This window comes from Porphyromonas canoris (assembly GCF_000769115.1).
GTDB classification, from domain to species: domain Bacteria; phylum Bacteroidota; class Bacteroidia; order Bacteroidales; family Porphyromonadaceae; genus Porphyromonas_A; species Porphyromonas_A canoris.
This window is the reverse complement of record NZ_JQZV01000013.1, coordinates 283,649-297,591: the sequence shown is the minus strand read 5'-3', so window position 1 is coordinate 297,591 and position 13,943 is coordinate 283,649. Positions and strand designations below refer to the sequence as shown.

Genomic DNA, 13,943 nt, shown 5'->3' with positions numbered 1-13,943 from the left:
TGTAGGATAAAGCGAGATATCAACACGTAGGAATAACACTTATGACCTTTCATAAAAGATATAAATTAGAACAGCTTTCGGAAGTGGCAAAAGAGCTTATAGATTCTTTTCCCGAAGCCCGCGTTTTTGCTTTCTATGCTAACATGGGTGTGGGAAAGACGACTCTCATCAAATCTATCTGCTCACTCTTGGGAGTGGAAGAGACCACCGCAAGCCCGACCTTTGCAATTGTCAATGAATATAAGGGTGGTGTCGGATTTGAATCGGTTTACCACTTCGACTGCTACCGGTTAGAAACCAGCAATGATGCTTTCAACGTAGGGGCAGAAGATTATCTGGAGAGTGGCAGATACTGTTTTATAGAATGGCCCGAAGTGTTAGAGCCATTTATGCCAGATGGTACCATAAAAGTGGAGATAGAATCCTCTGCCGATGGTACTCGTGTAATGCGTGCATTTCCTTTTTTCAGTTAGTGTCCGATGTCCCCACTCTCTTTCGTCCGTCTGGCTCTTGCGATCATGTTTATCCTGCCCGGTATATTAGCCCTTTCGGTTAGCATACTGGGGAGTAAGTGGTTTTTCAACAGCCACGGCACGAAATATGCGAGACAAAACTTGGGAAAGAGCGGAGCAAGACTACTTTATGCCACCCTCGGAGTCCTTCTTTTAGGATGCGGTTTATGGGGTTGGATTCATGCAGAAGATATGCTCTGATACCGACAATACCATTTAAGATACGACAACCAGATAGTTAATAGTTCAGTTGATGGAACAGATAGACTACAATCTAACCAAACAATATTACGACAATCTTATCCTCCTGCTTGAGCAAAACAGATTAGGAGCTGTCTGTAAGGAGATGGAGTCCATAGAGGAACATTATGGCTACAACAAGTGGACAAGTACATACAGATCTGCTCTCCAGGTTCTTTCTCCCATGAAGCAGTATCTCCATACAGGTGTGGCGGATCCCGAAAGAGTGAACATCCTTGAAGATCTGCGCCGTAAGCTGGCTGAACAGGTCGATCGTTTCTACTACTTTGCAACAAGATCCTCGAACCATAGCTTTGATCATCCCATAATGAAGCTGGCATCAGAGTGGGGAGGAGATGTGGAGAACATTGAGTCTGTTCTTAATGATCTGTCCATAAATGACTCCACAAGTAGAGAAGAGGTTTGGAAATCTCGTAACCGGATATTCCGCTTTCTATCTTGCTCACCACCTCTTACATCCGGTCTCTATGATGTTATCGTAAACTGCCCTGTTCTATCCGGAAGCGAAAGAGATCAGACTCAAATAATTACTGCCGGACTTATTGTTAGCAGCCTGTTCTTGGGGCTTAATGCTTTTTTCTGCCCGCTCAAGTTTCGTTTGATAAAAGATTTGACACAAGACCCTCACACCAAAGTTGCAGGATGGGCTACGGCTGCGTTGTTCCTTTTAACGGCTCATCACTCTAAAAGAATATCCTTACTGGGCAAGGAGCAGCTCGCTCTCGTCATAGGAGAAGAGGAAGAGTTCCAAACAGAAGAGTGGCAAAACAGGCTTATGGAGTTTCTTCTTGCTTACTATCCTACCTTTACGACTCAAGAAGATCACGAACGATATAAGAGTGAAATATCTTCCCGCCTTGAAGATATGGCTCGTAAGATGAATATCTTCGGCGGTGTCGGAAATACGGAAGAGCTTTTAGAGCGCATAAAGGAGTCGGGTGAAGATGCCGAGCTAATGCAAGCAATGAACGAACTGCAAACTTCATTCGCCAAAACAAAAGATATACACTATCACACCACAACAGAACTCCGCCGATTTCCATTCTTTTACGAGCCTGTAAACTGGTTGATGCCTTTTGACCTTACCCATTTTAGACTGGCAAGCGAAGAGATGACTTATTTTCTCAAGCTGCTTCCTTTCATTTCTCCCGGCGGGAGACTCTGCTCCGGCGACTTGTATGCTTATGCTTGTATGGGGAATTGGTCTCAGATAGCAAAGATGTCTGAAATTCCTTCAGAAGCTCTATCTTCTATCAAACCGATAGAGGCAGAAGATCTTCTCGAAGGTTCTATTGGTGAGGGTATTAGAGACTTTGTTTATACGACTTACCGATTTTTCCATCTGGAAAGAAGTTACAACTTCACCTCCCACGTATTCTTTCACAAAGCGTTCATTATAGACACTTCCCCCTCACAAAATATCCCTCTTACTGCCGAACAGAATCGCACTTTGTCCTCTCTCCTGTTGGAGTCAGGATATAAGTCGTACTCTCTCATGGTTCTGAAACGTTCGTTGATCTCGGCATCCGACTTTCGTTTAGCCGCTCTGTTGGCTGAGAAAATATCGGATGAGAGTCTGTTCGGATCAGATGCTGTTTCAAGCAAAGATGTGGAAGAGTATCTTCTGGAAGCCCACCGCTTGGATCCTCTTCATGTGGGTACTCTACTTAAATTGGGAGATCTAAAGAGTTTGACTCCTAAGACCTATAACGAAGCGCATCAATACTTGGACGAAGCCGAGCAGGTAGTAGGTTCAAACATTCCGGCTTTGTCCAAACTTGCTCAACTTTATGCCAAGACAGGAGACAACGCAAAGGCTCTTGACATATACTATAAGGCTTATGTTCTGACAGAAAGCCCGAACTACTCCATTCTTCGCAGGCTGGCGTTACAACTATACAAAATGGAACGCTATAAGGATGCCATTGAAAAATGGGAGCTGATACCTGAAAGTGAAATGAAGAAGTCGGACTATATATATAAAGGACACGCTCTTATCTACTTGAATCAAGTTCCCGAAGCGATGGAATCTTACAAAAAATGGAGAGGATATGACGATAACGAAAGTATCCTTCAGTGGCAGCAATACTACATAGAGCCTATAAGCAACATCTTTACGGAGACCGAATGGGGACTGCTTTACGACTCTTTTGATTTTCAATAAGCCTTTATCATGAATAGATTCATCTATAAATCCATCCTACTGCTTCTTGCTCTCATCTCCGTGAGTGCCTGCTCTAAACACTCTAAAGAGAGACATTCCGGAGTAGAAGTAAAAGTAATACACACTACAAAGGAAAAGGACTCCCTTTGGGCATATACCTTCTCCTCCACCAATACGGTACTTCGTAGCCATGAGTATGGGACATCCTTTATCTTACCCGATACGGTAGGTATGGATACCGTTCTTATTCATGTTCTTTACACCTCGGGGGGAGAGTTGATCATGCCTCTCTTACCGGAAAACAGCAAGAACAAAATTTTAATAGACCTCGACAAGCAATCCATCAAAACAGGAAAAAAGAGTCCGAATAAGGACTTTGCCTCCTACGCTCAAGCTCTGTCATTTCCGCTTGCAGACGTGGATAGCGTCATGATGAAAAAGTTTATTTCACTTGTACAAGAGGATCCGAACAGCATTGCAGCCCTTACCTACAACGATTTTCTTAAGGAACTTTCGGGCAGTTCTCTCGTTGCAGACACACTTTTGGGTGGTCCGTCCGAATCCGGATACCTCTATATTGCCGACAGACTATTTCCTCTTCGTACAGACATGTCCTACCGAAAAGATCTGAGCTTCACTTTTTTTGCGGACAACATGCTATATACTTTTACCAAAGATCCCGGTAAAGAGAAGAAAAAAAAGATTTCCGATCGCTGGGGTAAACATCCCTATTTTGTGGTTACAGCAATGCAAAACTGGAGTACAGACAGCATCGGCAGGGCAAATGAAAAGAGTTGGATCTCTCTTGCAGACAGTCTTCAGGTTCCTGTAATTGCTCTCTTCACCAACTCTGATACCATACCCAAAGACCTGCTAAAGAAAAGACGACACAAGCTTGCCTATATCCCCATAGCGGATAGCATAGCCTTGGCAACACGTATAGCCGAGCAGCTCTACATTTACGAGGAGCCTTATTATATGCTATTCGATTCCACTTATGTGGCACGCTATCAAGAGAAGGAGGCAAAGATATTTGAACAGAAATTAAGAGAGATAATCCTCAAAAAGTAACCACACCGATGGATCTGCCTAAATCTAAACTTGTAAAAACCTTTGCTGCTACCGTTTGCGGAATACATGCCACAACAATAAGCGTGGAAGTAGAAGCCGAACGAGGGAGTTCCTTTACGCTTGTCGGATTACCCGACACTGCCGTAAAAGAAAGCTATCGACGAGTGGTTTGTGCCATAAAACAGAGTGGGTTCGATTACAAAATAGGATTGCGTTATCTGGTCAATCTCTCTCCTGCGGATATTAGAAAGGAAGGCACTCTGTTCGACTTACCGATAGCCATTGCCATACTTGCCTGCACGGGTCAGATACCTGAAGATGCTCCCGGAAAGTTCATGATCATGGGCGAACTATCTCTCGATGGTTCTCTCCAACCCGTAAAAGGTATTTTACCTATGGCTCTTCATGCTCATGGAGAAGGTTTTTCCGGCATCATTGTACCCAAGCAGAATGCCCTCGAAGCCGCCGTAGTTTCCGGTCTTAATGTATATGGAGCAGAAACGCTCTCTGATGTGGTGAATCTTCTGCGCAATAAAGAGGAAGGATTATCTCCTGTTTCTCTTAGGATAGAAGATCAGTTTGCCAACGCCTACACTCACATCCGTTCGGACTTTGCCGATGTCAAAGGGCAGGAGAATGTCAAGCGAGCAATGGAAGTGGCTGCAGCGGGAGGGCACAACATTATCCTCATAGGTCCTCCGGGCAGTGGAAAATCCATGATAGCGAAACGTCTGCCCGGTATTTTACCGCCTTTCACTCTCAATGAAGCATTGGAGACAACCTCCATACACTCTGTGGCAGGCACATTACCGCATGGCATCTCTCTACTGAAGCATCGTCCTTTTAGAGCGCCACACCATACACTATCCTCCACTGCCATGGTCGGAGGAGGAGCTAATCCTCTTCCGGGCGAGGTAAGTTTGGCGCATAACGGAGTACTCTTTCTGGATGAACTTCCGGAGTACTCTCGTAACGTGTTGGAAGTGCTCCGCCAACCTTTGGAAGATCGTGAGGTTTCCATTTCTCGCACAAAAGCATCTGCCCGCTACCCGTCATCATTCATGCTTGTCGCAAGTATGAATCCCTGCCCTTGCGGTTACTATAATCATCCCGATGTCCGTTGCCAATGCCCTCCGGGAGCGGTGTCCAAGTACCTGAACAAAGTATCCGGTCCTCTGCTGGACAGAATAGACATACAGATAGAAATAGCTCCTGTCCCATTTGAAGCCCTTTCCAAACGAGAAAATGGAGAGAGCAGTGAAGACGTCAGAGCACGTGTTCTAAAAGCACGAAAGATACAACAGGATAGATTTGAAGGCTGTTCAGGTATATACACCAATGCACAGATGACACCCGAACTGCTTCAGAAATATGCAAGACTGGACGAACAGTGCACTGCCATACTGAAACGCGCCATGGACAGATTCTCTCTTTCGGCAAGGGCCTACGATCGCATACTCAAAGTAGCAAGGACAATAGCCGATCTGGATGGCTCCGAGTCGATCACGACCAAGCATATTGGAGAAGCTGTAAACTATCGCAATTTGGACCGTTCCAATTGGGGGAATTAGAGCTATGAACCCATAATAAACTATATAACCCACTAAATTTATGCTAAATCGCTTCTATAATCAATTTTACTCGGTTATATTTGTATCAAATGGTTTTCACAATCCAACCAACAGCCGACTGCTGAAGGGCTGTCGTGCTTAAAGTGTTCCACGACACCGAAGCATTATCATATAATAGTGCAAGACATTAGAACCTATGAAAGTATCTCATATTTTTCTTATCGCTCTGTTTTTATCCTCTCTCTTTATAGCGGGAGGATGTGCCAAGTCTGCCTATAATGTTGCAACCAATTGCGACAAAAATCAAGTGGGTAACTACGTCATCAAATGGGAGGTTACACCGGCAATGCCCGGCAAAGTCAATATATATGTATCGGACAGACCGGAGTTTTTCCCGAATAGTCCTGCGATGGTGATGCCTATCGGAGAGAACACCGCAACGTTTGTAACAACGGACAACTTCAGTCAAAAATACTTCCTGTTGGAATTTGAAGGAAAGATCAGCACGGTTGCAGCAATGAGACACCTACCCATGGGAGCCACCCCGAACTTTAGAGACGCAGGAGGATACATTTCCGAAGAGGGATTCAATATGAGATGGGGAAGGCTTTTCCGCTCCGGCAGATTACGCTCTCTATCTTCCACAGACTCTCTCTTTCTAAAGAGGTTGGGCGTCAGAAGTATTCTCTCTTTAGACGAAGATGTTCCATCTTACAGCAAACGCCCAAGACTTTTACCGACAGGGATACAGACCTTAAGCCTTAAGGCAGATAAGCCGGTCAACTATTCGGAGTTTCTCTCCGAAGTGTATAAGGGTAATGCAGTAACGGAAGAGATTAGAAACTTCAAGATGAATGCGTCCAGAAATTTTGCTTTTGAGAGTCGCAAACAGTTTACCAAAGCGTTCCAATTCCTTCTTAATGAGTCCAATTACCCGATTCTGATAACGGACAATCTGGGGAAAGATCGTGTTGCATTCTTCTTTCTCATCGTACACTCCGCAATAGGTATTCCCGCAAATGCTGTGATAGAAGACTGTCTGCTGAGCAACCAAATGCTGGACATTCGGACCCTCGTACCCAACATCAACACACTGGATCCGCAGATACAGGAAAATCTGATGTACTACTATGTTACAACGGATGAGAATATAGTGGCAATCTATCAAGAGATCATCAGCCGATACAGCTCCATAGACGAATACTTGAAAGAGATGTACGGACTGTCGTTTGAAGACAGAATGAAGCTGAGAAAGCTTCTTCTCGAATAAGCGATCCTCTCTTAGAACAACCAATAATCAAAAATAAAATGAAAACAACCCGACTTCTCGGAGGACAGCTCTGTGCTCTACTCTGCCTCTTTTTACTTGGCACAGCCACCCTTAACGCACAGACATCACTCCTTTGGCCTATCAAAGATAAAGCCGCAGGGAGTGATATTCTTTTTAAGCCACAGGATAAAATAGGTGAAGAACTCAATACCGAGCATATCTTCATCTCCACAACCGAAAGCACGGAGGTATTGGCGCCGGCGGATGGTACAGTTATCTCTGCCGGATTATCATACAATATATCTCTCTCTTACGTTTTATTTTTCACCTATGATGGCGATTTCGATAGTGCCATAGAGAAGAATAAGAAAGCTATGGAGGAAAAGTATGGTTCCTCACGGTATCTGACCGGAATGGTAACCATAAAACTTGCCAACGGAGATAAGATTAACTTTTCGGGCATAAAGCTCAAAAAACTATTCCGCACGGGAGAGAAGATCCGTCGCGGAGAGGTCTTGGGAACAGCCCACTACTCCTACAAAAAGATCCCGACAAGCTCCGTCGGCTTATCTATATCCTCTTCAAAAGGCACACCAAGCGATCCGATGGCTCCTTTCGGGCTCAAGTCCACCTTCAGAGCTTCCACAATCGTGAAGCCTAAGGCTGTTCTGACCAAGGCAGAAGCAGAAGCAGACTACCGCAGACTTGCCGATGCCATAAAGGAGATATACCCATCTCTGACGGACTTGATGAGTATCGAAGAGTACGATACCTTTGTCTCATCCGAGATTGCCCGCCTGCCCGAAAAGATCAGCCGCAAAGAGTTTGGCAGGAGGATCGCTGCTTTCAACCGGAAGATACACGACTCTCATCTGTTCATAAGCACTCACACCCATACGAAAGTAGATCTCCCCATGCTTCCTGAAATATTCTATGGAAAGCTCGAAGGGAAAGTGATGGCAATAATGGCTACGGCAAAATATCGTTCATATATAGGCAAAGAGATTGTCAAAATCAATGGTCAGGCTATCGACAGCTTAGAACTTTATATCTCTCCGAGCCATCTTGTTTACGACGGACAGGTCGCTTCATATCTCGATAGAGTTTTGGCTCTAAACTATCCGGTTCTCCACCCTCAAGCCAACAAAAACAGCAAAAAGCCCGGTACTACTCTCACTTTTGCAGATGGGAAAGAGGTTACCGTTCCAATGTTCAAGCAGGGCAACAGCATCCCTTACGGCAGAGAGGCGGCAGGCTTCTTTAATATCTGGGGAGCCAACAGACACAAAACACAGTTCAAGTTGGAAGAGCTGAATGATACTACTGCCTACATAGGTCTTTCCACATTCGAGCTGAACGAAGTAGAGACAGACGAAGTCGTTGCCTTTATCCGTAAAATGAGAGATAAAGAGAAGCCCAGCATCATCTTCGACCTTCGCAACAATTCCGGAGGATCAATAGAGGTGTTATATGCCATTGCAAGAGAAGTGATGGAGGACGACACTCCGCCAAGAAAGTCTTACAGTATGGTCAATGCGCACTTGTTCAAGACTCCTACCATGAACCTCATCCCGTCCGACAGCCTTTTCACCGGCTACCATCCCATTCCCGGCAAAAAAGGTTTATACCTTATGCCGAAAGAAGATCCGAGTCCGTCGGACTCCACAAGAAGTATCTACAAGGGTCGTCTCTATGTTCTGACCGATGCAAAATCGGCTTCCGCTTCCACCGAGTTTGCGGGTAGAGTAAAATATAACAGAAGAGGCACCGTCATCGGACGAGAAACGGCTACCACCTATCACTGCTTTACTGCTGTGAAGTTTGCCAACATTGAGCTGGATCATAGTAAATTCACCTGCACGATACCGATGGTACGTTGTGTCTTTGACGAGACCGTGGATGATCGTTTCCCTAAAGGACGAGGAGTGATTCCGGATATAGAGATCCCTATTTCTCTTGCCGAAATGCACAGCCAAGACGACTATCTTCTTCGCCGGACATTGGAGCAGATCCGAAAAGATCTGTAATCTCTTTACAACAATAGCAGCGGGTACGGCAGAGGATCGCTCTGTCGTACCCGCTTTTTCTGTTTACCGGCTCTCTGCTCCGCATCTCTCCGCAGCAAGAAGCCTTATGATTCTTTCTCCGAAGCGGTTCACAAACTATTGTAAACAGATTAAGAAGTTGGTCTGAACCTTTTCACAGATTCAAATCAAGGCTTGGTTTTTGGTTTTCAAGGCTTGGTTTGCAGCCATCAAATCGTGATTTGCAAACACCAAGCCTCGACTGCTACTTTTATATCTGTTTAACACAAGATATAAAGCCGTATAGAAGATGTTTTCTATCTGTTCAGAGAAAAAGTTTAAGTGTTACTTCCGCAACAGGATCAGATTTCTGCTCCGTAGGATTATGGAAGATGTGGTTGTAAGATGTTTTCAGGGAAACGGAGAAGCTGTTTTTCCGGCGGTAACCTGCAATCAAAGCACCGCTCAAACCCTTGCCATAAAGCATCGGAGTATGGTAGTGAAGAGGAGAGTTGCTCTCCACGCTTCTCACTGCCTGTAACCATGTGGGGGTATCATAATACTGGAGCGAGGCACGATAGTACCACTCTTCTCCGATGTTCCCCATCAGTTTGGCGGCAAGACTCCATCCATACTTCTTGTTTCCGGCATAAGAGCCGAAAAAGTAGGAAGAAAGATGATGCCCTTTTCCTATCTCCCGGTTCTCTCTGAATCTGAAAGAGAGCTTGCTCCCCGTATCTCTTTTGGCAAACTTCAAAGAAAGCATCGTCTCCGTTTCGGCAACGGCTTTCTCCATTCGCAGGATCACTTCCGAGCCTGCTTGCGATGGTCTCCGCTCCTCGTGCCTGATAGAGCGGTAAAAGTCAGTACTCAGACTTCCTCTCCACCCGCGGAAAAGCTCTCCGTTCCAAGCGATACGCATGCCCTGTTCGTTCTTTTGGGAAGAAAAGTGTCCGTATGTGGAGGTGTGCAGCATCGCAAATCGCTCCCCCAAGTGACGGGCAACAAGAGAGAACATACCCCAATAGTCGTTTCTGTAAGTAAGCACCGCCACAGCCGCTTCACTGCCGTAAGCTCCCCGATGAGGCAGTACAACCTCCGCAAGAGCAGAGGCATTTGCCCCTCTCCATGCCATATCTATGGCGAAGCGAGTGGGGGATAACTCTTGCAGATAAGCAGCCGGAGGGTAGAGACGTCTATTGTCGGAAAGCGCTGTAAAGCTGTTGTTGAGAGCTTGAAAACCGGCATGGAAAAGCGGCGAAGGAGTAAACTTGAAATAACCTCCCAAGGTGAGCAAATGCACTTGGTCGGAAGAGAGACGCTGCTTACCATCTTTGTAGATGGTTCTGATGCGATCTTCTCCTGACCATAACGATACCTGCAAAGGTGTGTAGCCGATATAAGGCGTAAAAGAGAATGGTGCGGAGGTGAGAGTGAGAGCCAATCCTCGCAGATAGTTCCACTCTTGGAATGAGTTGTGTGGCGATATTTCGGATTGGCGAGGCAGGGCAAGACGATACCCTGTCTCCTGTTTGGCATAAAAAGAGATACCCATGCCGTTCATCACACCAAGTGCGGTGTGCAGCCGGTAATCGCCTAAAATGAAGCGGCGAACGGGAGAAGAGGATGTCGGATGAGCGTTATAAGAGAGAAATATATTGTGATGCGTCCAGAGCCCTTGCTTGAAAGGAAGCCATTTTTCTCCGGCATCTCGTTCGGCATTCCAGCTCATCATCCACGCCTTTCCTCTATGGAGCGAAAGACGTTGCCGATGAGCATATCGGGGAATGGAGAGAGACTCAAAAAGTTCTACCCGAATACTCTGTTCCACCGGAGCAGTAAGCGTTTCAGTGGAAAAGAACGGCTCTAAAAGAGAGATATATTCGACCCTTGCTCCGGGTACATTTTTGAGATCGTAAATAGAGACAAAAGCACCATGCCGACTGCGATACTGCAAAAAGTTGCGTATAAAAAAGTCGTCAAAAAAGGGGATTCGGGCAAGCTCCTCGGAGGTAGCCGTGTTGAGATTAAGAGGAGTAGAGCGGAGCGTTTCAAGGTGTTGCACAAAGAGTTCGATCTCCTCATCGGTGTAGCTATACTCTCTGAGTCTTTCCAAAAGAAGCTCTCCCGCAACCGAAGATTGCCCATAGGTGGTGGCAAAGTATCCTAAGAGCAGCAGGAGAAACAGTATCGGTCTCACCCCGAAAAACCGTTTAGTGCGCTTCAAGCCAGTTTTCGCCCACACCTATATCCACCGTCAAAGGGATGGTTATCTCCGGATAGACCTGCTCCATCTCCTCTCGGACAATCTGCTTCACCCTGTCCAGCTCATCCTTAAAAACCGAAAAGTTCAGTTCGTCATGCACTTGAAGCATCATGGTGCTACGTATCCGCTCTCTCCGGAAACGCTCTGCAATCCGCACCATTGCAAGCTTAATGATGTCCGCTGCCGAGCCTTGTATGGGAGCGTTTATGGCATTACGCTCGGCAAAACCTCTCACAACGGAGTTGCCGGAATGGATATCCTTGAGGTATCTCCGTCTTCCCATGATGGTCTCGACATAGCCTTTCTCTGCGGCATTCTCTATGGACTTGTCCATGTATGCCTTTACCTGCGGGAAAGATGCGAAGTAACCGTCTATAATCTCTTTGGCTTCTTTGGGAGGGATACCGAGACGCTCGCTGAGACCAAAAGGAGTAATGCCGTATATGATACCGAAGTTTGCCGTTTTTGCCTTGCGTCTCATGTCGCTTGTAACCTCTTCCGTTGTGGTGTGGAACACTTTGGCAGCGGTAGCCGTATGGATATCCATACCATTCTTGAAAGCCTCTATCATGGCAGGATCCTGACTCAGATGCGCCATGAGACGCAACTCGATCTGCGAATAATCCGCAGAAAGGAATACAGAATCCGTATAGTTGGCAATGAATGCCCGGCGAATCTCTTTGCCATCATCGTCTCTGACGGGAATGTTTTGCAGGTTGGGATTGGTGCTGGAGAGCCTTCCCGTTGCCGTAACGGTCTGATTGAAGCTGGTGTGTATGCGCCCTGTCTTCGGGTTTATAAGCTCCGGCAACGCATCCACATAAGTGGAAAGAAGTTTTCTTATACCGCGATATTGCAAGATTTGTTCTATAATCGGATGCTTGCTCTTTAGCTTCTGCAAGGTCTCTTCACGCGTTTCATAGGCTCCGGTCTTCGTTTTTTTCGGTTTTTCCACCAGGCGAAGATGTTCAAAAAGAATAGTTCCAACCTCTTTGGGAGAGTTGATATTGAACGGAAGACCTGCCAGTTCGTGAATGCTTTTCTCTATATCGTACAGACGCTCTTCGAGACCTTTCTTTGCCTTGGACAGGGTCTCGGTAGAGATGGTAACCCCTTCCGCTTCCATATCGACCAGCACCATCGTGAGAGGCATCTCCAGATCGTAAAAGAGTTTTTTCAGTGCGGCATCTGCTTCTATCTTCTTTCGCAAGACATGATAAAGTCTTAACGTTACATCCGCATCTTCTGCAGCGTATTGCACCACCTTATCTACTTCTACATCCCTCATGGATAGCTGCTTTTTTCCTCGCTCTCCAATGAGTTCGGTTATAGGTTGGGGCTTATAGTTGAGATAGACGGATGAAAGATAATCCATACCATGACTCAACTCCGGATCTATAAGATAGTGAGCGACCATGGTATCAAACTGTCTGCCGTGAGAGGTAATGCCGTAACGACGAAGGATTCCGAGATCAAACTTTATGTTCTGCCCTATTTTAAGGATTTCAGGATCTTCAAACAGCGGACGGAATACTGCCAACTCTTTTTCTGCCTCCTCTTGATCTTCAGGCAGGGGCAGATAGTAGCCTTCTCCCTCTTTGCAGGCAAAAGATGCGCCTACAATCCCTGCGGATTGCGAGTCCAGTCCGTCCGTTTCGGTATCAAACGCAAAAAGTCCTGCCTTTCGGATCTCCTCCACAAGGGCTTTGCACTCCTCTTCGGAAGTGAGTCGGAGATACTTTCCTTTCACTCCGGGAGCAGCCGGAGCTTCCGAAGGAGCCGGCTCTTCGGCTCTGTCGAAAAGGCTGCGCATCATCGGCGTTCCGGATGAAGAAATATCTCCTCCGGATTCGATAGGAGAGAGGGTATCCATAAAGCTTCTGAACTCCAGCTCCGAGAAGATTTCTCTTAAAGTCTCGACATCTTTCTCTTTTACCAGACACTCTTCCGCCACAACATCTATGGGTACATTTTTATCTATGGTAACCAATGTTTTGGAAAGAGCAACCATATCTTTCCCGGCCTCCAACTTCTTCTTCAATGCTCCCTTTATCTCATCGAGATGTTCGTATATCTGCTCTATGCCTTCGGGATATTCGGCTAAAAGCTTTGCGGCAGACTTCTCTCCCACTCCGGCACAACCCGGAATGTTATCGCTGCTATCCCCCATAAGTGCCAGATAGTCTATCATTCGAGATGGTTCCGAAAAGCCATACTTCTCCTTGACATCGTTTGGAGAAAGTATCTCGAACCCTCCTCCCTGAACCGGTCTCATCAGATGAGAATAGTCCGTAACAAGCTGGGCATAGTCTTTATCGGGAGACACCAGAAAGACTCTATCCGGACGTGTTCCTTTCTCATGCTCCATGCGGTGTGCGATGGTACCGACAATGTCATCCGCTTCATAGCCCGGTTTTTCGTAGATCTTTACTCCGTAGGCTTGGACAATCTTTTTGATGTATGGGATGGCAAAGCGTATCGCTTCCGGCGATGCTTCACGTGTCGCTTTGTATTCCGGATAAATCTTGTGTCGGAACGTATCTTCCGAAGTATCAAAAGCCACTGCTATGTAAGAAGCATCGGGGCGATTGAGAATTTCTCGAAAGCTAAGCAGGAAGCCGTAAATGGCTGACGTGTTCTGCTGCTTGCTGTTGATACGGGGTCTGGATATGAATGCGAAGTATGCCCTATATATAAGAGCATACGCATCCAAGAGATATAGATTTTGTTTTGACATATTCATCGGATAACGGAATACTAAAAATCAAGAGTAAAGAGAGAGATTTTTCATGAAGCTGTTTATT

At 46.0% G+C, this 13,943-nt stretch carries 9 protein-coding genes; 7 read left to right on the top strand and 2 right to left on the bottom strand.

Annotated elements, in window-relative coordinates; all coding sequences use genetic code 11:
• Positions 1-41: 41 nt before the first annotated feature.
• From tsaE to HQ43_RS06420, 7 genes are all read left to right on the top strand, one after another.
• Positions 42-473 carry a tRNA (adenosine(37)-N6)-threonylcarbamoyltransferase complex ATPase subunit type 1 TsaE gene (gene tsaE / locus HQ43_RS06450; RefSeq protein ID WP_036791290.1) on the top strand — a complete coding sequence of 144 codons (432 nt, stop codon included), beginning with the start codon at positions 42-44 and terminating at the stop codon, positions 471-473.
• Between the two features lie 6 nt (positions 474-479).
• On the top strand, positions 480-713 hold the full coding sequence (locus tag HQ43_RS06445) for an Imm17 family immunity protein (protein WP_052103119.1): 234 nt from the start codon (positions 480-482) through the stop codon (positions 711-713).
• A gap of 52 nt (positions 714-765) precedes the next feature.
• Positions 766-2,937 carry a tetratricopeptide repeat protein gene (locus tag HQ43_RS06440; RefSeq protein WP_036791287.1) on the top strand — a complete coding sequence of 724 codons (2,172 nt, stop codon included), beginning with the start codon at positions 766-768 and terminating at the stop codon, positions 2,935-2,937.
• A 9-nt stretch (positions 2,938-2,946) separates the two neighbouring features.
• Entirely contained in the window at positions 2,947-4,008 is a 1,062-nt protein-coding gene (locus tag HQ43_RS06435; RefSeq protein ID WP_036791284.1) for a hypothetical protein, read from the top strand.
• Positions 4,009-4,016: 8 nt separating this feature from the next.
• Positions 4,017-5,579 (top strand): YifB family Mg chelatase-like AAA ATPase, encoded by a 1,563-nt coding sequence (locus tag HQ43_RS06430; RefSeq protein WP_036791281.1) that lies wholly within the window; start codon positions 4,017-4,019, stop codon positions 5,577-5,579.
• A 196-nt stretch (positions 5,580-5,775) separates the two neighbouring features.
• On the top strand, positions 5,776-6,849 hold the full coding sequence (locus HQ43_RS06425) for a tyrosine-protein phosphatase (protein ID WP_036791277.1): 1,074 nt from the start codon (positions 5,776-5,778) through the stop codon (positions 6,847-6,849).
• A gap of 38 nt (positions 6,850-6,887) precedes the next feature.
• Positions 6,888-8,876 (top strand): S41 family peptidase, encoded by a 1,989-nt coding sequence (locus HQ43_RS06420; RefSeq protein ID WP_036791274.1) that lies wholly within the window; start codon positions 6,888-6,890, stop codon positions 8,874-8,876.
• 322 nt (positions 8,877-9,198) lie between these two features.
• Here the strand turns inward: HQ43_RS06420 and HQ43_RS06415 are convergent, their stop codons facing one another.
• Both HQ43_RS06415 and polA read right to left on the bottom strand, forming a co-directional pair.
• Positions 9,199-11,073, bottom strand: coding sequence for a ComEA family DNA-binding protein (locus HQ43_RS06415; protein WP_161785894.1), 1,875 nt, complete (start codon positions 11,071-11,073; stop codon positions 9,199-9,201).
• Positions 11,074-11,086: 13 nt separating this feature from the next.
• Entirely contained in the window at positions 11,087-13,876 is a 2,790-nt protein-coding gene (gene polA, locus HQ43_RS06410; RefSeq protein ID WP_036791268.1) for a DNA polymerase I, read from the bottom strand.
• Positions 13,877-13,943: the final 67 nt, after the last annotated feature.